At 59.5% G+C, this 18,870-nt stretch carries 30 protein-coding genes; 12 read left to right on the top strand and 18 right to left on the bottom strand.

The genetic code is table 11. The features are described from left to right. Positions 1-30 precede the first annotated feature (30 nt). Positions 31-708, top strand: coding sequence for an SOS response-associated peptidase (locus ACRZ9U_RS05595; RefSeq protein ID WP_170402410.1), 678 nt, complete (start codon positions 31-33; stop codon positions 706-708). A gap of 85 nt (positions 709-793) precedes the next feature. On the opposite strand, the gene rpmE is transcribed toward ACRZ9U_RS05595, so the two are convergent. After that, complete coding sequence (rpmE, locus tag ACRZ9U_RS05590; protein WP_170392669.1) at positions 794-1,015, bottom strand: 50S ribosomal protein L31; 222 nt, start codon at positions 1,013-1,015, stop codon at positions 794-796. Positions 1,016-1,026: 11 nt separating this feature from the next. Further along, on the bottom strand, positions 1,027-1,410 hold the full coding sequence (gene rplS, locus ACRZ9U_RS05585) for a 50S ribosomal protein L19 (protein ID WP_170328369.1): 384 nt from the start codon (positions 1,408-1,410) through the stop codon (positions 1,027-1,029). Positions 1,411-1,780: 370 nt separating this feature from the next. On the opposite strand from rplS, the gene ACRZ9U_RS05580 reads away from it, so the two are divergent. Beyond that, the gene (locus tag ACRZ9U_RS05580; protein WP_170402409.1) at positions 1,781-2,581 is read left to right on the top strand and encodes a glycoside hydrolase family 25 protein; all 801 of its coding nucleotides are present in this window, start codon (positions 1,781-1,783) and stop codon (positions 2,579-2,581) included. Positions 2,582-2,583: 2 nt separating this feature from the next. On the opposite strand, the gene trmD is transcribed toward ACRZ9U_RS05580, so the two are convergent. From trmD to ACRZ9U_RS05520, 12 genes are all read right to left on the bottom strand, one after another. After that, on the bottom strand, positions 2,584-3,387 hold the full coding sequence (trmD, locus tag ACRZ9U_RS05575) for a tRNA (guanosine(37)-N1)-methyltransferase TrmD (protein WP_170392667.1): 804 nt from the start codon (positions 3,385-3,387) through the stop codon (positions 2,584-2,586). Further along, positions 3,384-4,199, bottom strand: a complete 816-nt coding sequence (locus tag ACRZ9U_RS05570; RefSeq protein ID WP_170402408.1) for a hypothetical protein — start codon at positions 4,197-4,199, stop codon at positions 3,384-3,386. The genes trmD and ACRZ9U_RS05570 overlap by 4 nt, the downstream gene beginning before the upstream one ends. Beyond that, the gene (gene rimM / locus ACRZ9U_RS05565; RefSeq protein ID WP_170402406.1) at positions 4,199-4,702 is read right to left on the bottom strand and encodes a ribosome maturation factor RimM; all 504 of its coding nucleotides are present in this window, start codon (positions 4,700-4,702) and stop codon (positions 4,199-4,201) included. The genes ACRZ9U_RS05570 and rimM overlap by 1 nt, the downstream gene beginning before the upstream one ends. Further along, positions 4,695-4,841, bottom strand: coding sequence for a hypothetical protein (locus ACRZ9U_RS05560; protein ID WP_170392664.1), 147 nt, complete (start codon positions 4,839-4,841; stop codon positions 4,695-4,697). The genes rimM and ACRZ9U_RS05560 overlap by 8 nt, the downstream gene beginning before the upstream one ends. Positions 4,842-4,843: 2 nt before the next feature. Continuing rightward, positions 4,844-5,479 (bottom strand): 5,6-dimethylbenzimidazole synthase, encoded by a 636-nt coding sequence (gene bluB / locus ACRZ9U_RS05555; protein ID WP_170402403.1) that lies wholly within the window; start codon positions 5,477-5,479, stop codon positions 4,844-4,846. 12 nt (positions 5,480-5,491) lie between these two features. After that, positions 5,492-5,881 (bottom strand): 30S ribosomal protein S16, encoded by a 390-nt coding sequence (rpsP, locus tag ACRZ9U_RS05550; protein WP_010437590.1) that lies wholly within the window; start codon positions 5,879-5,881, stop codon positions 5,492-5,494. Positions 5,882-5,923: 42 nt separating this feature from the next. Further along, positions 5,924-6,220 carry a chorismate mutase gene (locus ACRZ9U_RS05545; protein ID WP_170392662.1) on the bottom strand — a complete coding sequence of 99 codons (297 nt, stop codon included), beginning with the start codon at positions 6,218-6,220 and terminating at the stop codon, positions 5,924-5,926. After that, positions 6,217-6,756, bottom strand: a complete 540-nt coding sequence (locus ACRZ9U_RS05540; protein ID WP_170402400.1) for a GNAT family N-acetyltransferase — start codon at positions 6,754-6,756, stop codon at positions 6,217-6,219. Before ACRZ9U_RS05540 ends, ACRZ9U_RS05545 begins: the two co-directional genes overlap by 4 nt. Beyond that, complete coding sequence (locus ACRZ9U_RS05535) at positions 6,753-7,304, bottom strand: GNAT family N-acetyltransferase (RefSeq protein ID WP_170402397.1); 552 nt, start codon at positions 7,302-7,304, stop codon at positions 6,753-6,755. Before ACRZ9U_RS05535 ends, ACRZ9U_RS05540 begins: the two co-directional genes overlap by 4 nt. Then, entirely contained in the window at positions 7,301-7,813 is a 513-nt protein-coding gene (locus ACRZ9U_RS05530; RefSeq protein WP_170402394.1) for a GNAT family N-acetyltransferase, read from the bottom strand. The genes ACRZ9U_RS05535 and ACRZ9U_RS05530 overlap by 4 nt, the downstream gene beginning before the upstream one ends. A gap of 41 nt (positions 7,814-7,854) precedes the next feature. Continuing rightward, the gene (gene ffh, locus ACRZ9U_RS05525) at positions 7,855-9,363 is read right to left on the bottom strand and encodes a signal recognition particle protein (RefSeq protein ID WP_170402391.1); all 1,509 of its coding nucleotides are present in this window, start codon (positions 9,361-9,363) and stop codon (positions 7,855-7,857) included. Between the two features lie 160 nt (positions 9,364-9,523). After that, entirely contained in the window at positions 9,524-10,042 is a 519-nt protein-coding gene (locus tag ACRZ9U_RS05520; protein ID WP_170402388.1) for a hypothetical protein, read from the bottom strand. Between the two features lie 89 nt (positions 10,043-10,131). Between ACRZ9U_RS05520 and ACRZ9U_RS05515 the strand changes: the two genes are divergently transcribed. After that, on the top strand, positions 10,132-10,662 hold the full coding sequence (locus tag ACRZ9U_RS05515) for a prolyl-tRNA synthetase associated domain-containing protein (RefSeq protein ID WP_170402384.1): 531 nt from the start codon (positions 10,132-10,134) through the stop codon (positions 10,660-10,662). Here the strand turns inward: ACRZ9U_RS05515 and ACRZ9U_RS05510 are convergent, their stop codons facing one another. Next, on the bottom strand, positions 10,663-11,403 hold the full coding sequence (locus tag ACRZ9U_RS05510; RefSeq protein ID WP_170402380.1) for an aspartate/glutamate racemase family protein: 741 nt from the start codon (positions 11,401-11,403) through the stop codon (positions 10,663-10,665). Between the two features lie 64 nt (positions 11,404-11,467). Next, complete coding sequence (locus tag ACRZ9U_RS05505) at positions 11,468-12,049, bottom strand: NAD(P)H-dependent oxidoreductase (protein ID WP_170402377.1); 582 nt, start codon at positions 12,047-12,049, stop codon at positions 11,468-11,470. Positions 12,050-12,169: 120 nt separating this feature from the next. Here ACRZ9U_RS05505 and ACRZ9U_RS05500 point away from each other — a divergent pair, with 120 nt between their 5' ends. The 4 genes from ACRZ9U_RS05500 to ACRZ9U_RS05485 all read left to right on the top strand — a co-directional run bounded on the left by ACRZ9U_RS05500 (position 12,170) and on the right by ACRZ9U_RS05485 (position 14,787). Next, positions 12,170-13,048 (top strand): LysR family transcriptional regulator, encoded by an 879-nt coding sequence (locus tag ACRZ9U_RS05500; RefSeq protein WP_170402374.1) that lies wholly within the window; start codon positions 12,170-12,172, stop codon positions 13,046-13,048. After that, the gene (locus tag ACRZ9U_RS05495) at positions 13,045-13,956 is read left to right on the top strand and encodes a DMT family transporter (protein WP_170402371.1); all 912 of its coding nucleotides are present in this window, start codon (positions 13,045-13,047) and stop codon (positions 13,954-13,956) included. The genes ACRZ9U_RS05500 and ACRZ9U_RS05495 overlap by 4 nt, the downstream gene beginning before the upstream one ends. 57 nt (positions 13,957-14,013) lie before the next feature. Continuing rightward, positions 14,014-14,292 (top strand): hypothetical protein, encoded by a 279-nt coding sequence (locus ACRZ9U_RS05490; RefSeq protein ID WP_170402368.1) that lies wholly within the window; start codon positions 14,014-14,016, stop codon positions 14,290-14,292. A gap of 81 nt (positions 14,293-14,373) precedes the next feature. Beyond that, positions 14,374-14,787 carry a universal stress protein gene (locus ACRZ9U_RS05485; RefSeq protein ID WP_170402365.1) on the top strand — a complete coding sequence of 138 codons (414 nt, stop codon included), beginning with the start codon at positions 14,374-14,376 and terminating at the stop codon, positions 14,785-14,787. Here ACRZ9U_RS05485 and ACRZ9U_RS05480 read toward each other — a convergent pair. Further along, positions 14,784-15,116, bottom strand: a complete 333-nt coding sequence (locus tag ACRZ9U_RS05480) for an ArsR/SmtB family transcription factor (protein WP_170392649.1) — start codon at positions 15,114-15,116, stop codon at positions 14,784-14,786. The two genes, ACRZ9U_RS05485 and ACRZ9U_RS05480, sit on opposite strands and share 4 nt — an antisense overlap. A 231-nt stretch (positions 15,117-15,347) precedes the next feature. On the opposite strand from ACRZ9U_RS05480, the gene ACRZ9U_RS05475 reads away from it, so the two are divergent. The 5 genes from ACRZ9U_RS05475 to ACRZ9U_RS05455 all read left to right on the top strand — a co-directional run bounded on the left by ACRZ9U_RS05475 (position 15,348) and on the right by ACRZ9U_RS05455 (position 17,918). Further along, the gene (locus ACRZ9U_RS05475) at positions 15,348-15,680 is read left to right on the top strand and encodes an AtpZ/AtpI family protein (protein WP_170392648.1); all 333 of its coding nucleotides are present in this window, start codon (positions 15,348-15,350) and stop codon (positions 15,678-15,680) included. A gap of 2 nt (positions 15,681-15,682) precedes the next feature. Then, on the top strand, positions 15,683-16,441 hold the full coding sequence (locus ACRZ9U_RS05470; RefSeq protein WP_170392647.1) for a F0F1 ATP synthase subunit A: 759 nt from the start codon (positions 15,683-15,685) through the stop codon (positions 16,439-16,441). A 48-nt stretch (positions 16,442-16,489) separates the two neighbouring features. Continuing rightward, entirely contained in the window at positions 16,490-16,714 is a 225-nt protein-coding gene (locus tag ACRZ9U_RS05465) for a F0F1 ATP synthase subunit C (protein WP_005981269.1), read from the top strand. A gap of 86 nt (positions 16,715-16,800) precedes the next feature. Further along, positions 16,801-17,352 carry a F0F1 ATP synthase subunit B' gene (locus ACRZ9U_RS05460; protein ID WP_170402362.1) on the top strand — a complete coding sequence of 184 codons (552 nt, stop codon included), beginning with the start codon at positions 16,801-16,803 and terminating at the stop codon, positions 17,350-17,352. A gap of 5 nt (positions 17,353-17,357) precedes the next feature. Beyond that, the gene (locus ACRZ9U_RS05455; protein ID WP_170402359.1) at positions 17,358-17,918 is read left to right on the top strand and encodes a F0F1 ATP synthase subunit B; all 561 of its coding nucleotides are present in this window, start codon (positions 17,358-17,360) and stop codon (positions 17,916-17,918) included. Between the two features lie 81 nt (positions 17,919-17,999). On the opposite strand, the gene ACRZ9U_RS05450 is transcribed toward ACRZ9U_RS05455, so the two are convergent. Beyond that, positions 18,000-18,770: a FadR/GntR family transcriptional regulator gene (locus ACRZ9U_RS05450; protein ID WP_170392644.1), complete on the bottom strand. Its 771-nt coding sequence runs from the start codon at positions 18,768-18,770 to the stop codon at positions 18,000-18,002. Positions 18,771-18,870: the final 100 nt, after the last annotated feature.

Raw genomic sequence — 18,870 nt, 5'->3', positions numbered from 1 at the left:
ACCGGCACCCAATCGGCCTAGGTTTTCGCCATGTGTGGAAAATTTGCAGCCGGTCACCTGACGCAGCGGGAAATGCTGGCGATTACCGAGTATTTTCTCTACGGCAAGGTCTCGCCTGATCTGCCCGAACAGCTGCCTTCGGGCGGGTACAATGTGTCTCCGACCAATCGGGTTGGCATGGTCCGTTGGGACGGAGACCGGGCCGAGCTGGCGACGGCGCGCTGGCAGATCAAGGACCCGCGCAGCAAGAAGCCGATGATCAACTCGAAGATCGAAAATGTCAGCTTCTGGCAGGAGTACTGGAACAAGGGGCGCTGTCTTATTCCGGCGCTGGGCTATTACGAATGGCCCAAGGATCAGGGCCATAATTGCCCGGTCTACATTACGGTTCAGCGCAATGCCCCGGTGATGTTCTTTGCGGGGTTTTACCGAACGGATGATGGCAGCCACAGCTGTACGATCCTGACCCGGCCACCCAGCCCACAGATCGCGCATATTCACAGCCGAATGCCGGTGATCTTGACCCCGGATGAGATCGAAAGCTGGCTATCGGGCGTCACAACCGCGCAAGAGGCGAAGCAGTCTTTGGGCACGCAGTACGAAGGCCGGTTTGAATATCACACCGTCAAACCCATCAAACGCGGAGCTGAGGGCGAAGATATGATTGAGCCTTACACGCCCCCGGTCCAGACCGGGTTTGATTTCTGAAACAGCCGCAAAGTGCAGTGGCGCAATTCCAAAACAAAAAAGGCCGCCCAAATGGACGGCCTTTCGCATTTCAACCAGGTCGGGATTAGAAGCCCAGACCTTCGTATTTCTTCTTGAACTTCGACACGCGGCCGCCTGCGTCCATCAGGCGCGACGAACCACCGGTCCATGCGGGGTGCACGGAAGGGTCGATTTCCAGAGCCAACTGGTCGCCTTCGCTGCCCCAGGTGGATTTCATCTGAACCACAGAGCCATCGGTCATTTTGACGTTGATGACGTGATAATCGGGATGGATGTCTTTTTTCATCTTTCCGCTCCTTACGCCTCGGCGCCAGCCTTGGGCTTGTAGTTGGTGACTTCTGCGATACGCGCGGATTTACCACGGCGCGAGCGCAGGTAGTAAAGTTTGGCGCGACGAACGCGGCCACGGCGGACAACGGTGATGCTGTCGATATTGGTCGAATGCAGCGGGAACACACGCTCCACGCCTTCGCCAAACGAAATCTTGCGAACGGTGAACGAACCGGCGATGCCGCTGCCACCTTTGCGCGCGATGCAGACGCCTTCATAGTTCTGCACACGGGTACGCGACCCTTCGGTCACTTTAAAGCCGACACGGATGGTGTCACCGGCTTTGAAATCGGGGATGTCTTTCCCCAGGGCGGCAATCTGTTCCGCCTCAAGCTGTGCGATTAGGTCCATCGCAGTTACTCCTATATGCTCGCGGTTGGTCCACGAAGTTTGGGCACGGCCTGAGAGCTCTTGGTCTTCACCGGGTCCTGCGTACAGCCCGCCAGAGGTCAGATCGAATGTTCCTTTTGGTCCGGTCCGCCCTGTCGCGCCGTGGCCGAAGAAAGCCGGGCGTCACGTCAGGATGCAAACCAAAACACCGGAGTCGCGTAACGCCACACCGGATTGGGCTGCTTTACGGGCTTTGTGGGCGAGGATCAAGCCTTATTCTTGGTGAAACAGGTGAGTTTTTGCCACCCGTCAAATCCACCGTTGCCTTGTTCACCAGATCAGGCATTCTGGGGTTAATTATAAGAGCAGATATTTGATACAGGATCATAAGATGCGCAAAGCACTTCTGCTGGCCGTTATGGCGCTTGCACTTGTCTCATGTGGTCGCCGCGGCCCGCAACCTCAGGCGGTTGAGCCGCAGGCCTTCGCGGACACGACCCCGCCTTCGATCATCTACCCCGCCTTTGGTGACGCTGACCCGCACCCTTGGGAAGGTCGCCACCCCGGCCAGTACCCCGTGCACGGGCTGGATGTCTCGCGTTGGCAGGGGCCGATTGATTGGCGCACCGCGCAGAAGAACGGTGTCAGCTTTGCCTTCATCAAAGCCACCGAGGGCGGAGATTTTACCGACCCGATGTTCGACGAGCACCGACGCGGCGCACAAGCTGCCGGAGTGCCGTGGGGGGCCTATCACTATTACTATTTCTGCCGACCGGCCCAAGAACAGGCGCGTTGGTTCATCCAGAACGTGCCCAAAGGGGCCGACCTGCCGCATGTGCTGGATATGGAATGGACGCCCCATTCCAAAACCTGCACCCTGCGCCCTGATGGCCGAACCGTTCGGGCCGAGGCGCAGCGGTTCCTTGATATTCTCGAGCGCCACTATGGCCGACGCCCGATTGTCTACACGACGGTAGATTTCTACGGCGACACCGATATCGGACGACTTCCCAAAACCGAGTTCTGGCTGCGCTCGGTCGCGGGCCACCCGCGCAACGTTTATCCAGGCTCGGTCTGGCGGTTCTGGCAATACACCGGCACCGGGCTGGTGCCGGGGGTTCAGGGTAAGGTGGACATCAACACCTTCAACGGCACGCCGGAAACCTGGGCGTTGTGGAAGGCAACCCGTTAGTCTTAGCCCTTATCTTCTGATTTTCGATAGGCGTCCCACAGATCGGGCCGCCGTTCGCGGGTGATCTGTTCCGACATTTCATGACGCCAATCCGCAATGCGTCCATGGTGGCCTGACATCAGGATCTCGGGGATCGGGCGGCCTTTCCAGTCGGCGGGGCGGGTGTATTGCGGATGCTCCAATAAGCCAGAGGAAAAGCTCTCCTCCTCGGCTGAGGCCTGGTTGCCCAGAACGCCCGGGATCAGCCGCACGGTGGCGTCGATCAGGGCCTGTGCGGCGATTTCACCCCCGGTCATGACAAAATCACCCAAGCTGATCTCTTGCACGCCGTAATGTTCCAGCACCCGCTCATCGACGCCTTCGAAACGACCACATAGCAGTGTCATGCCATCGCAGCGAGCCAGGTTTTGCATCATTTTCTGATCCATCCGACGCCCACGCGGGCTGAGGTAGATCAACGGCCAGTTGCCCCGGATGCCCGCCATCGTATGCTCAATGGCCTCACCCAGCACATCGGCACGCAGCACCATGCCCGCACCGCCGCCCGCAGGGGTGTCATCCACATTGCGGTGCTTGCCGATCCCGAATTGGCGCAAATCCACAGTTTCCAACTGCCATAGCCCTTCTTGCAGGGCCTTGCCGGTCAGGCTTTCGCCCAGAACACCCGGGAAGGCAGATGGGAACAACGTGATAATCTTGGCCTTCCACACCCCGTGCAGATCGGGCGTCGGCGTCATCAACTCGCGCGGCTTCAACGTTGGACGGATGGCTTTGCGGCCATGGGACTTTCCGGGTTTATCTGTCATCTCGAGCCGATCAGATCGTTCTGGGTGCTTTGAACCAAAGCCGTCTTTTGATCGATCAGCGCAGCATCGTCCAGATCGGATCGGTTCATTTCCAGCATCTGCTGCAAGACATCCTCGGGCAGGCGTGGGTTTGATCGGGTCGGGCCTACCAATTCGGCGGCTTTGTCCGCAGGCAGGTCAAGGAATTCAGCAAAAGTGCTTCCAAGCCCATGTCGCTGGCCCTGCAGGTCTTCCAGCCATTCGGTGCGGACCGAGACCGAGGGCAAACGGTCGCGCACAGCCGCAGCAGCAATCTGAGGCGACGGCACCGGTTCAAGCCGGGCGCGAAAGGCCTCAAAATCCTGAATCAGGCGCGATCGTTGCAGATCATGCGCCCACAGGCTGCGCAGCCAGCTTCCCCGTTGGCGCAGCGAGTAGTAGATCGTTATATGCACCTCTTCCCCGGCAAATCGGTCGCGGATCAGGCCGACAAGGCACGAGGCGAGCTCGGGCGCGGCCTCATATCCTACCGCGACATTGCGGCTGGGGCGCAGGCCCGAGAAATTCTCTTCGCTCAGAACCAGCCCACGTTTCTGGCCGAATTCCAGCGAATTCAGAAAGTGCCGCATCTGATCCTTGAAATCGCTCATCGCGCCGGGTGTGCCGTAGACGGAATAGCGCGTGGCGGCCTCGGACAAGCCGGTTTTCCGGGTCCGATAGGGCAGGACCAACGCATGGTGCGGCCAGATCAGTGACCGGTTTTCGAACAGAAAGGACTGTGCCGCCGTCGTCCCGGTCTTGTGCAGACCCAGATGCAGCAACACGCGGCGCATTACAGCAGGCCCTCAGGCGGATCAGCGATGATGCGGCCCTTGTCCAGATCAACGGTCGGAACGGATTCGAGTGTAAACGGCAGCAGCACGGTGGCCTTTAAGCCCGGCCCATGCAGTTCCAACAGATCCGCCGCACCGTGATTTTGCACCGATTTCACTCGGCCCAGCAGCGTGCCGCCGGTGTCATAAACCTCAAGCCCGATAAGGTCGGTGTGGTAAAACTCATCATCCGGCAGCGACGGCAATTGATCGCGCCGCGCATAAAGGCGCAGGCCATTCAGCGCATCCGCCGCTTCCTTCGTCTCAATGCCACCCAGCCGAGCGGCAAAGCCGTTCTTGATCGCGCGGGTCAGGACTACGGGATAGCGCTCTTTACCTTCTTCGTCTGTCAGCGGCGAATAGCCTTCGATATCCTCGGGGACGGCACAGAAACTTTTCAGCCGCACCTCGCCGCGCACCCCATACGAGCCCGCGATGCTGCCTACGTAGATCAGATCACTCATTTCGACCATCCGTCACACATAGCCCGTCCCGCCATTGTCCGATCACCTCGCACGCCTCGCGCTGGTTCGAGCGTTCGAAGAATACGCCCACAATAAATGCGATCGCCAGCAGGATGGGAAGACGTAACAATCCGAACATGTCTAGCGCACCTCGATGGGCAGAGAGGTGTCTCTGCATTCCCAGCCGACCTGCTCCAGTTCCGGCGTATCGGATTGGGCCTCGGGCCAGCCCAAGCAGAAATATCCGATCAACCGCCAGTCCTCGGGGACATCCAGATCGCGCACCATCTGGTCCGGGTCGAGGATCGAGACCCAACCCAGCCCCAGCCCTTCTGCCCGTAAGGCAAGCCAGAACAGGGTGATGGCAGAGACCACAGAATAGCGCCGCATCTCGGGCATAGTACCTGCGCCCAGACCTTGACCCTTGTCGGTGGCATCGTCGCAGAACACGGCCAGCTGCACCGGAGCTTCTTTCATCCCGGACAGTTTCAGCTGGCTGTACAGCTGCGCCTTTTCGCCGGAATACCCGCTCAGCGCCCGCTCGTTGGCCGCTTGGAAATTCTTCAGCGCCGCGTCGCGCGCGGCCTGACTTTCGATGCGGATCACGCGCCAGGGTTCGCTGAGCCCAACAGAAGGGGCCAGTCGAAACGCGTCGAGGCAGCGCGTAAGCACTGCCTCGTCAATTGCATCGGTGCGAAACCGGCGCACATCACGCCGGAGCCGCATCAACAGATCGAACTGCGTGCGAAAATCGTCGGAAAAGGCCTGATCCTGCACGCGCCCGACTGCTTATTCTTCTGCAGCAGCTTCTTCAGCCGGTGCAGCAGCCGCTTCGGCAGCTTCAGCAGCCTTGGCAGCTTTCTCTTCCGCGCGTTCCTGAGCTTTCTTGCCCGGAGTGCCCTTGTTGGGGTTGTTGCGCTCGGCCTTGTCACGGGCGCCGGCAGCTTCCAGCATGCGTGCGATCCGGTCGGTGGGCTGTGCGCCCTGATCCAGCCAGTACTGGATGCGCTCCATGTTCATTTTCACGCGCTCTTCGCTGTCTTTCGGCAGCAGCGGGTTGTAGGTGCCCAGTTTTTCGATGAAACGACCATCGCGCGGCATACGGCTATCAGCCGCAACAATGCGATAGAAGGGACGCTTTTTCGAGCCGCCGCGGGCGAGACGAATTTTCATTGCCATGGTGGTATCTCCTTTGAATGGCGTATCCGGTGCTAGACCGGCTTAGTTCTGGTGTTTCTTGTGGTGTCGGATGACTTCCTGAATGATAAAATTCAGAAAAGCCTTGGCGAAATCGGGGTCCAGATCGGCCTCTTTCGCCAGGTCTTCTAACCGTGCGATCTGCGCAGCCTCGCGCGACGGATCGGACGGGGGAAGGTCGTGTGCGGCCTTGAGCTTGCCAACGGCCTGCGTGTGCTTGAACCGCTCGCCCAGCGTATAGACCAGGATCGCATCCAGCCGGTCGATGCTTTCTCGATGGTCTTTCAACAGCGCAGCAGCCTGTGTCACGGGGTTGTTCATTGGCCGGTCCTTTCGGTGGTCAAATCAATCTGCGGATGACGCCAGATCTGAGCGTGCTTGCCCAAAAGCTCGGCTCTCTCAATCTCCAGCGTTGCGCCCAGCCGTTCGGCCAGCGCGCGCGAGCGATCATTGGCATGGGCGATGTAGGAAATCACACCGTTCAGCTCCTGATGCCGCGCTGCATAGTCGCGTGCAGCCGCGGCGGCCTCAAAGCCCAGACCTTTGCCTTCGGCCTCTGCCATCAGCGTCCAGCCCAGCTCGGGCTCGGCCCAGCCGGGTACGTAGATCATGCCTGCCCATCCCACGAATGCGCCGCTGGCCTTTTCAGTCAAATGCCACAGACCATAACCGCGCAGCGCCCAATGACCCAATCTGTTCGAAAGAGAGCTCCAGCTTCCAAGCGCGTCCTTGGGACCACCAACCATATGGCTGCGCTCGGTCGCGTAGAACGCGGTCATCGCAGGAAGATCGTCCAGATGCGGCGCGCGAAGGATCAGGCGATCGGTTTCGACGGTGGGTATAGTGAACGAGGTCATGCGTATGCCTCCACGCCACCGTTTACCAGATCGGCAGGCGCCGAATGACGCCAGACCTGCATCGCCCCGAAAGCCGGGTGTTCGAACATATATTCAAACTGCGCGCCCAGCCGTTCCGCGACAGCCTTGCTGCCCAGATTATCCGGATCGATCAGCGAGATTGCGGTTTCCCAGCCCAGCACGTCGTAGGCATGTGCACGTGCAGCCAGTGCCGCTTCGGTCGCATAACCCTTGCCGGTGGCGTGGTTCATAAGGGTCCAGCCAATTTCGGGCTCGGGCCAGCCGTGAGGGTTCCACAAGCCAACATGGCCTACATAGGTGCCCGTGTCTTTTTCCTCGACACCCCAGAAGCCATATCCCCGCATCGCCCAGTGGCCTAACAGCATCGCAACAGCGCGCCATGTCTCATCCGGGCGTTTCGGGCCGCCGACGAATTTCGAGGCGTCGCTGGCAAAAAACTCTGCCTCAGCCTCAAAATCGGCCTCGCAAGGGGCCCGCATGATCAGGCGTTCGGTTTCCAGCGTTGGTATGGCCATGGCAAGTGTCATGCCTGCACCTCGCCGTATCGCCAGACATGCTGGGTTGGACTAAAGGCGCTTTCGGCAACGGCGTCGCGCGTTGCACCCAGACGCTGTGCCAATGCGTTCGAACGAGCGTTGGATTGCGAAACGTAGCTTACGAACTGGCCGGATCCGAGCAGATCAAGCCCAAAATCGCGAACGGCGCTGCACGCTTCGGTCGCGTAACCTTGCATGCGGAACTTGCTATCGAACATATAGCCAAGCTCGGGCTCGTGATCGTCCCATTCGAGGCCCAGAATGACGAAGCCAATGACCTGATCGTCGTCTTTAAACGTGACGGTGAACAAGCCGTGACCATGCAAAAGCCAGCCTGATGTGTAGTAGGAAAACTCAGTCCAGGCGTCTCGCTCGGTATCGCCAAAGCTGTCCTTGCAGATCGATGTCCACACCGGCAGGTCGTCCAGAGTGGGTGCACGCAGAACCAGCCGCCGGGTCTCAATGACCGGCAGGGCCGCGCGATACTGCGCTGCTGCCATCGCCGCCTTTCCGGACGGGGGCTGGGTGCAGCGTGCTGACGTCACTTTTTCTTTCCAAAACCGCTCAACCCCGGGGGCAGGCCCATGCCGCCACCCAGTCCGGGCAGACCGCCGGGCATCTTACCGCCCATCGCTTTGGCGGCTTGTTCCAGCGCCTTGGGGTCCATGCCCGCAGCCATTTCCTCGGGGCTTGGGCCACCTTTGCCGAACATGCCTTTCATGGCCTGTTTCAGCATCTTGCCTTTGCCCATTTTGCCCATCTTTTTCATCATGTCGGACATCTGCCGGTGCATCTTGAGCAGCTTGTTGAGATCGCTGACCTCCATACCCGAACCGGCGGCGATGCGTTTTTTGCGGCTGGCTTGCAGCAGTTGCGGGTTGGCGCGTTCGCGTTTGGTCATCGACTGGATCAGCGCGATTTGCTGGCGCAGGATTTTATCGTCCAGACCGGCCTGATCCATCTGCTTGGCCATCTTGTTCATGCCCGGCATCATGCCCATCATGCCCTGCATGCCGCCCATCTGGATCATCTGCTCTAGCTGCATTTTCAGGTCGTTCATGTTGAACTGACCTTTGACCATGCGCTTCATCATGCGCTCGGTCTGTTCCATCTCCATCGTTTCCTGGGCTTTTTCGACCAGAGCGACGATGTCGCCCATGCCCAGAATACGACCGGCGATCCGGTCCGGCTCGAAGGTTTCGAGCGCGTCCATCTTCTCGCCCAGACCAACAAAGCGGATCGGCTTGCCGGTGACCGCGCGCATCGACAGCGCCGCACCGCCGCGCCCGTCACCGTCCATACGGGTCAGGACCACGCCCGAGATGCCGACCTTGGCATCAAACTCTTCGGCCACTTCAACAGCGACCTGACCGGTCAGGCCGTCGACCACCAGCAGCGTCTCGCGCGGGTCGACCACGTTACGAACCTGCTCGACCTCGTCCATCAGGACTTCGTCGATATGCAGACGGCCCGCGGTGTCGAGCATATAGACGTCATAGCCGCCCAGCGTTGCCTGTTGCTTGGCGCGCTTGGCGATATCAACCGGCGTCTGACCGGGTACGATCGGCAGCGTATCTACACCAACCTGCGTGCCCAGAACCGCAAGCTGATCCATCGCCGCTGGGCGATAGACGTCGAGCGAGGCCATCAGGACCTTCTTGCCCTCTTTCTCTTTCAGGCGTTTCGCCAGCTTACCGGTGGTGGTTGTCTTACCGGAACCCTGCAGGCCGACCATCAGGATCGGGGCAGGCGGGTTGTCGATCTTCAGCGCGCCGGGGTCTTCTTCGCCACGCAGTGTATCAACCAACGCGTCGTGCACGATCTTGACGACCTGCTGGCCGGGCGTGATCGATTTGGTGACAGCTTGACCGGTCGCCTGTTCCTGTACTTTCTTGACGAACTCGCGCGCCACCGGCAGCGAGACGTCAGCCTCAAGCAGGGCAACGCGGACTTCGCGCAGGGCGGTTTTCACGTCTTCTTCAGACAGGGCACCCTGTTTGGTCAGCCGGTCAAAGACGCCGGAAAGGCGTTCGGATAGATTTTCAAACATGCCTTCGGCCTCCTTAGCCGGTTATCTGGTGGCGTGCCCTAGATAGGACGCGTCGGTTAAATGCACAAACGCCCCCACGGGCGAAACTCGCTGGTGGGGGGCGATCCCTGAACGACTCAAGGGACCGGAAGATCAAGCGCTTCCGGATGTTGGTAGCGACTTAGGCCGATTGGCTGGCAGAGTCAACCTTGCGCGCCGGAAGCCAGTCATTGATCGCATCAACCAGCCGATGCGCGCCGCGCCCGCTGGAATAAGCCTCGACAATGGGATGCCGTCCGGCGCTCATGCCCTCATCCAGTATTAGGACAGGGCGATAGAGGGTCGATGTGCCATTGTCACTACGTGAGGTCGTGCTTTCGGTTTCCGCGTGCGAGAGGTTCGACAGCTCATGTTCCACCGCATCATATCCAAATACGGACTGTCTGCGGATCAGGATGCTGTTTTTGTTACGATCCAGTATGACCTGCACGCGGCGGACGAAGGCGCAAAATGCACCAAAACCCATGCCTCCGCCGAATAGTGCGAAGAAAATGCCGAACAAGATACCCTCGCCACCTTCACTGGCCAAGAAGACGCCCGCGCCGACAAATGCCAGAATGAAGAAAACCAGCGTGATGCCGATGAACCATGGCGTATTGGACAGGATCAGTTGGCTCGGAGTGTTACGCGTGACTTTCATGGCGGCACGCTAGCACCGAATGCCGCGCCTGTCGTGGCTTGAATTTACCTGTCGGTTGGGCGATGAGCGCGCCATACGAGGAGGTTCCCATGGACGCATCATCTGTCTTTCAGGATACGTTGCCGCTCAGCTCGGATGCGCTTTTGGCGCAGTTGGATGAATGGGGGCTGCCCTATCGGTTGCATACTCATATCCCGCTGCGCACCGTTGAGGATGCCAAAGGGGTGGAGTGCCAGTTCATGGTGCCGGGTGAAAACACACTGCGGCTTAAGAACCTGTATCTGCGCGACAAGAAAAAGCGGAACTATCTGGTGACGCTGGAACAGAGCCGCGAGATCGACCTCAAGGCGCTGGGCGCGGAGTTGGGGGTTGGCAACCTGTCCTTCGGCTCGGCGGATCGGCTGTTCCAGAACCTCGGCATCCGCCCTGGCGCGGTCAGTCCGCTGGCGATGATCAACGGCGTTGAGAACAACGTTAAGTTCTTTATGGACGCCGCCGCGCAACAGGCCGATGTCATCAACATGCACCCTTTGGTCAACGACCGAACCGTCGTTTTGTCGCGCGAAGACCTGATGGTGTTCTTTGATAAGATCGGGTGCGAGATAAACTGGCTGCCGTGATCACCCCTCAAGCGCTTCGTTCAATGCGGCAGCGACATGGGCGGCAGAGGGGTTGACGAACAGGTGACCGTCCGCCTCGAACACCGGATCGTCCAGATGATCGGGGAAGGCCAGAGGCAACTCGGTACAGGCCAGCAAGATCGCGGTTCCGGGTGTGGCGTGTTTGTTGCAGAAGGCCAGCAGGCGCGCATGTGCTGTGTCGGATGCGCCGCCGTAGAAATCACTGTCGATCATCGCCTGCATCTCGGCGATCTCGGGCTCGGGCAGGCGTGTGTTTGCCGTGATACCCTCGGCGGCCAGCCGGTCGGCATAGTTTGTGGCCTGCATGGTGACTGCGGTTCCAAGGACCAAAGCATTGGTGGCGCCGGTCAAGGCGGTCGCGTCGGCGGTTGCGTCAAAAATGCTGAGAATAGGCATGGAGACGCCTTCGCGGATCGCGTGAAGCCGCGCGTGTGGCGTATTGGAGGCGATGATGCCGAAATCGCAGCCTGAGTGTTCCAAAATCAGCAGCGCTTCGCGGAACACCGCGTCGAAAGCGGCCCAGCTGTCTTCGTGACCGGCCACGCCGCGCAAGGCGCGGGTTTTGGCTTGGGTGACGGATTCGATGGTCATGGGTGGGATGGGCAGCGGCGATCCGTGGCCGCGCTCAGCAAAATACCGACCCGCGCCTTCAGCGATCGCCCGGTAGTAGTCGACAGTTGAGGCCCAGCCAACACCGCCCAATATTCCAATCTTTTTCATGTGAAACGCCCAGTCTGCCGATTTGCCTCGGCGCAGACTGGACGGTTCAAGGGGGTCAGGTCAATCAGGCCGCCAGTTCGGTGACAGCTTTCTGCGCATTGGACAGGGTTGTTTCGGGGTCCAGTGCCATGCGATCTGCGGCGATGACCTCGACATCATGGATGCCGATGAAGCCCAGAACATGGCGCGCATAGGTGGTGGCAAAGTCGATTTCGGAGCCCACCGCCGTACCGCCCGATGCAACAGCAAGGATGGCGCGTTTGCCTTCCAGCAGACCTTTCGGTCCTTCTTCGGAATAGGAAAATGTCAGACCGGCACGGGCGACCAGATCAATCCAGGCCTTGAACGCCGCCGGGACCGAGAAGTTGTAGATCGGCAGGCCGATGACGATCGTGTCGGCCTTTTGTAACTCGGACACCAATTCGTCCGACAGGGCCAGCAGGTCTTTCTGTACCGCGTCACGCTGGTCGGCGGGGGTGAAATTGGCGCCGATCCAGTCTTCGGTCAGCAGGGGCAGGGGGGTGGCCAGATCGCGGCGGATGATGCGGCTGGCGTTCAGGTGGCGAACCACGCGGTCGGACAGATCGCGGGTGGCAGATCCAGTGCGGCGGGCCGAGGCGTCGATATGCAGGATGGTTTTGGTCATTTCTGGGCGTCCTTTGTTGCGGAATTAGCTTCTGTTGCCCCAATATGGCTGTTGCGTGCATGAACAAAACTCGGATATATCAACAAGCATTGTTAGAATTTGCACATTGGATCAGATGCAATGGACAATTGGGATGAAGTGAGAACCGCCTATCAGGTGGCGCGCATGGGAACGGTCAGCGGCGCGGCGGATGTGCTGGGTGTGCACCACGCCACCGTGATCCGCCATATCGATGCGATCGAGGCACGGTTGGGCGTCAAACTATTCCAGCGTCACGCGCGTGGGTACACACCAACCGAAGCGGGTGAGGACTTGTTGCGGGTCGCGCAGGCAACCGAAGATCAATTCAACCAGTTGGTTGGTCGCATGAAGGGGCGCGGAGACGATGTCTCGGGCGAGATCGTGGTCACCTCACTGGCCTCACTGGCCCCGCTCATCGTACCGACGCTGACCGAGTTCCAGCAGACCCACCCGGGATTGATTGTGCGCTATCTGACCGGCGACCGCCTGTTCCGGTTGGAATATGGCGAGGCGCATGTGGCGATCCGCGCCGGGGCCGCGCCGGATCAACCGGACAATGTGGTGCAGCCGTTCATTCCACAAGAGGTCGGACTATTCGCCAGCAAGGCCTATCTCGCGCGCCACGGCAAACCCGCAAACGTTGCAGATTTCGCCAATCACTACTTCGTGGGCAATGATGATGAAAGCAGCCGCGCGCCGTTTTCCCGCTGGCTGCGTGCCAACGCGCCGGAGCAGGCGATCACTTTCCGCTGCACCAATAATTTCTGTATGCGAGAGGCTGTTCTGGCCGGTGCAGGCATCGGCTTTATGGCCCGTTGGGAGGCCGCGCGCGATCCCGATCTGGTCGAGGTGATGGCACCGTTGCCCGAGTGGTCTGGCAAGCTGTGGCTGGTGACGCATGTGGATCTGCACCGGACCACTAAGGTGCAGGCTTTCCTATCCTTCCTGAAAGATCAATCCAAGGGCTGGCTGCCGTGACACCGCAGGCGCGCGGCCATCTGGCCATGCTGACATTCTCGGCTTTGGTGGCGGGCAGTTTCTCGCTTGGCTCAATGGCGGCAAATGAGATCGCACCGTCGGCGATCACGGCAGCGCGCTTTGCGATTGCGGCGGTTGTGATCGGCATCGCTGCGATTGCCACAACGGGCATTCCGCGCAGCGCGGCTCGGGCACCATGGCGCTATCTGGTTCTTGGCGGATTGTTCGGAGCCTACTTTGTCCTGATGTTCTACGGATTGAAAACCGCTCCCCCGGTCAGCGCGGCAGCGGTCTTTACGCTGACCCCGGTCATGTCGGCGCTGGCCGGGTGGGCGCTGCTGCGCCAGATCACCACCCCACGCATGGCGCTGGCCCTGACGGTCGGTGCAGTCGGTGCGCTGTGGGTGATCTTTAGAGCGGATTGGCAAGCCTTTCAGGTCTTCGAGATCGGAGGCGGCGAGATCATCTATTTCTGGGGTTGCGCCGCGCACGCCGTCTATACGCCGATGATACGGCGATTGAACCGGGGCGAGCCTGCGGTGGTGTTCACCTTCGGTACGTTGGTTGCGGGGTGTTTGATCCTGACGGTCTGGGGCTGGTCCGATATCCGTGCAGTAGATTGGGGCAACCTTCCCGGGATTGTCTGGGTGACGCTGCTTTACATCTCGTTGTTTGCGACCGCCGCCAGTTTTGTACTGGTTCAGTTTGCAGCCCTGCGTTTGCCCGCGGCAAAGGTCATGGCCTACACTTACCTGACACCCAGCTGGGTGATCCTGTGGGAAATCGCTTTGGGACGACCAGCGCCGACAGCGTTGGTGTTGGTTGGTGCCGGGCTCACCGCTGTTGCGCTGTTGTTGCTGCTGAAAGGAGAAGACGCGCCTGCAAATACTCCGGTGCGCTCGAATTGAAGCTTGTGATTTCTACCTGATGTGGCAGCCTGTCTGTCACCACCAAGGAGCTGGGCCATGAAAACACTGTCACTTATTCCCGCATTGCTGGCGCTGTCCGCCTGTGCCCCCGGTAGCGCGAAAGACGCTGCAGAGGCGGACCTGCAAGCCAGCTGCGAAGCTCTGGTGGGCGCCGAAACCGGCACAGGGCCTGATGGTGTCAAAGCGATGTCTACCCAGTCCAGCCCGACAGGCTCGGTCACCAGCGTATTCGTGGCAGGGGCCGAGGCTCCGTGGCTCTGTCGTGCCGACCCAACGGGGGTTGTGACCGGGGTGGAATATAGCCGCGAGGGCTGAGCCTGCCGTTTGGATCGTCCCGACGGGTCAGACTGGCGAACTGCCCGGTTCGACATATCTCAGGATCAGGAGGACGCCAATATGTTCAAACACATCATGGTCCCGGTCGACCTGCACTTGCCGCCCGAGGTCAAGAAAGCCACCGAGGTTGCGGCGCAATTGGCCAAATGGCAGGGCGCAAAAGTGACCATCGTCAGCGTCACCGGCCCGCAGCCTGGGGATAGCCACCTGACAACAGACGCGATCAAACAAGAATTGCTGACCTGCGCCAATGAAATCGCGATGCAAAGCGGGGCGCAGGTGGACACACGCAACATTCATTCGGTTGATGTCGCGGTCGAGATCGACAAGGACCTGACCCACGCAGCAGAGGAAATGGGGGCCGATCTGATTGTTGTGGGAACCCACGCACCCCGGATCACAGACTATATCCTGTCCAGCCACGCGGGATATCTGGCCAAACACGCCAGCATGTCGGTCTTAGTTGTGCGTTAGGCCTCATCCGGGGGCAGTTCAACTTCAAGAAACCGCTCGAACGCATCCAGATTGACCGGTTCGAACTGTCCGAACCCCTGCATCCAAACCGAGGCCGCACGAAGCGCGTCGGGTTCAAGTTTGCACCACTTCACCCGTCCGCGTTTTTCCTGAGAAATCAGACCTGCTTTGGTCAGGATCACCAGATGCTTTGAAATCGCGGCCAGCGACATTTCGAACGGTTCGGCCACGTCGGTGACGGCCATGTCATCTTCCAGCAGCATCGCTAAGATGGCGCGGCGGGTGGGATCGGCGAGGGCTGCGAAGACAGTGTCGAGGTCGTTGGACATGGTTCCGCTGAACCATAGCCTGTGAGTTTGGTCAACCATTTGGTTGAATATGCGGATTCAGGCTTATCCGCCCGGTCAGCGAACTATACGCCATCGGCAGGTTTCACGCGGTCTGTGATTTTAATATAAAAATCATATACTTATCGCCGTTCATGCTGCGGCTTCATTGCCGTTGACTCTGCGCCCTCAGCCCCTTAGCACCCTACCCAAGACTGTGCGAGGGAAACGCCCGTGACCGAAGATGACCAAAAGCAGCGTATGGCGCAGCTGGAGGCCAAGATCGAAGCGGCGAAAAAGGCCAAAGCGCCGAAACCTCGTGCGGATGCTGACGTATCCGGAGGCGAGCTTGCCTGGAGGATGGTCATCGAAATGGTTTCCGGTCTGGGGATCGGATTTGGCATCGGATACGGGCTGGACAGCCTGCTCGGGACGATCCCGATCTTTCTGGTGCTGTTCACATTGCTGGGCCTTGTCGCGGGCGTGAAGGTTATGCTCCGCAGCGCGAAAGAGGTTCAAGAGAAACAAGCGGCCGCAAGCGCGACCGAGAAGGACGAGAGGGACTGAACGTGGCAACCGAGACCACCGCAGAAAAAGGCAGCAGCCTGGCTTTCCATCCAATGGACCAGTTTATCGTCAAGCCGTTGTTCGGCGACGGTGCGATTGCCTGGTACACGCCCACCAACGTGACCCTGTGGCTGTTCCTGGCGATTGCGGCGATCTTTGCCCTGCTGGTTCTCAGCACGTCCAAGCGCGCCATTGTTCCGACGCGGATGCAGTCGGTGGCCGAGCTGGCCTATGGTTTCATCTACAAGATGCTGGAAGACATCTGCGGCAAGGAAGGCGTCAAGTACTTCCCCTATGTCATGACCCTGTTCATGTTCATCGTCTGCGCGAACTTCCTGGGCATGTTGCCCATGTCCTTCACCACCACATCGCATTTCGCCGTGACCATCCCGCTGGCGCTGGCCGTGTTCCTGACCGTGACCGTTTTGGGTTTCGTCAAGAACGGCGCTGCGTTCCTGGGCTTGTTCTGGGTCTCCAGCGCGCCGCTGGCGCTGCGCCCTGTTCTGGCGATTATTGAGCTGATCTCGTACTTCGTGCGCCCGGTCAGCCACTCCATTCGTCTTGCCGGTAACGTCATGGCAGGCCACGCGGTTATCAAGGTGTTCGCAGGCTTTGCCGCGATTGCCGTGATCTCGCCCGTGTCGGTTCTGGCGATCACCGCAATGTATGGCCTTGAGGTCCTCGTGTCCTTTATTCAGGCCTACGTCTTCACCATTCTGACCTGTGTGTATCTGAAAGATGCGCTGCATCCGTCGCACTAAGGTCCGAACCCCCAACATCGAAACTTCCAAATCGTAAGGAGAATTCTCATGGAAGGCGATCTCGCACACATCGGCGCAGGCCTGGCAGCAATCGGTTCCGGCGCAGCCGCAATCGGGGTGGGCAACGTTGCAGGCAACTTCCTGGCCGGCGCCCTGCGCAACCCTTCGGCGGCTGCTTCGCAGACCGCAACCCTGTTCATCGGTATCGCGTTCGCAGAAGCGCTGGGCATCTTCGCATTCCTGGTCTCGCTGCTGCTGATGTTCGCCGTATAATCTGCGGAACCTGATCCTTACGCGCAGGTGGGCCCAAGCCATAGCGGCCCATCTGTTGTAAAGACAACGTTCCGACGGAGGACATCATGGCGACTGAACCCATTGCTGAAGAAGTAGTAGGCACATGCGTTGATTCCAGCGGCTACGCCGTCGGGATGCCGCAGCTCTGCTTCGATTGGTTCCCCAACCAGATTTTCTGGCTGGTCATCACGCTGGTCGTCATCTTTCTGGTCCTGTCCCGCGTGGCTCTGCCCCGCATCGCGGCAATCCTGGCTGAACGCCAGGGGACCATTACAAATGACCTGGCTGCGGCCGAAGATCTGAAGGCCAAAGCGGTCGAGGCCGAAGAGGCCTATAACAAAGCGCTGGCCGATGCCCGTTCTGAGGCTCAGCGTATCGCAGCGGAAGCCCGCGCCGAAATCCAGGCCGGTCTGGATGACGCGATTGCCAAGGCGGATGCGGAAATCGCTGCAAAGGCGGCTGAATCGGAAAAGGCAATTGCCGAAATCCGTGCAGGTGCGCTGGAAAGCATTCAAGTGGTTGCCAAGGATACGGCGGCTGAACTGGTCACAGCACTGGGCGGCGAGGCGGATGCCAAAGCCATCAACAGTGCAGTAGATGCGCAGACGAAAGGATAAGTGACATGCGGAACACTCTTGCCCTTATCCTGACCGTTGGTGCCGCCAGCCCCGCGCTGGCCGCAAGCGGCCCGTTCTTCTCGCTTGCCAACACTGACTTTGTCGTCACTCTGGGCTTCATCGTCTTTATCGCGGTCCTGTTCTACTTCAAGGTCCCCGGTATGATTGGTGGTGCGCTGGACAATCGCGCCGAAGGTATTCAAGCCGAGCTGGACGAAGCCCGCGCCCTGCATGAAGAAGCACGCAGCCTGTTGGCCTCGTACGAGCGCAAGCAGCGCGAAGTTCAGGGTCAGGCCGATGCTATCGTTGCCGCGGCCAAAGAAGATGCGGCTTTGGCGGCAGAACAGGCCAAGGTGGATCTGGAAAAATCCATTGCGCGCCGTTTGGCCGCTGCGCAGGATCAGATTGCATCGGCTGAGGCATCTGCCGTCAAGGAAGTCCGCGATCAGGCCATCACCGTAGCGGTTTCGGCAGCCAACGCCGTGCTGGCCAAACAGATGACCGCAACGCAGGCGAACAAGCTGATCGATGCATCCATCGCGGATGTGGGTGAAAAGCTACACTGATCGCCTGGATCATATGATTTGAAAAACCCGAGGGCTTCAGGCTCTCGGGTTTTTTCTTTTCGTGGCTTCCAGTTTGAAGGATCAGACCTCTCCAGTCTCGTGCTTCAAACGCTGTTGCGCGATCTCTTCATTGCGCAGGGCCTTCTGCTGATCGGCCATGCAGCTTTTGACAAAGTTCAGATGATCCTCGACCGCCTTCCGTGCCCCTTTCGGGTCGCGGTCCTGCAGGGCTGTGTTGATGGCGCGGTGCTGGTCCAGAATTGCGTCGCGGGTGGTGCGTTGCTGGAACATGATCTGTCGGTTGTAGAATACGCCCTGCCGCAGCAGATCGAACATCGACCGCATCATATGCAGCATCACCACGTTATGACTGGCCTCGATGATCGCCATATGGAACTGGGCGTCCAGATGCGCCTCTTCTTCGGCTGCATTGCGGGCGTGGGCGTCTTCCATCTTGTCCAGTATGGTCTGCACCACCTTCAGATCGCTGCCCGAGCCCATGCGGGCGGCACGCTCAGCCGCTAGACCCTCCATGTCACGCCGGAATGAGAGATAGTCGAACACTGCCTCGTCGTGATTGCCGAACAACCGGATCAAAGCTGGCGCGAAGGCCGAGCCCAGAACCTCGGCCACATAGATGCCCGATCCGGCCTTGGCAGTCAGCAATCCCTGCTCCTGGAGGTCCGAGATTGCCTCGCGCAGCGACGGGCGCGACACGCCCATCCGCTCGGCCAGCTCCCGTTCTGAGGGCAGGCGTTCTCCGGGGCGCAGAATGCCGCGCAGGATCAGCAGTTCGATCTGGCGCACAACAGCCAGTGACAGTTTTTCGGTTTGAACTTTTTGAAAAGGCATCTGGCTACCACTTGGAATTGGTCAAATCACTTGACCACGTTTGTAAGGGGCGTTCAAGTCGCTCACAGAGGTTGAAGCATTAGGTCAGAATTATTGACAT

It is taken from the genome of Ruegeria sp. D7 (genome assembly GCF_056534355.1).
Note: the sequence above shows the minus strand (reverse complement) of the source record. Positions and strands in the feature narration are given on the sequence as shown.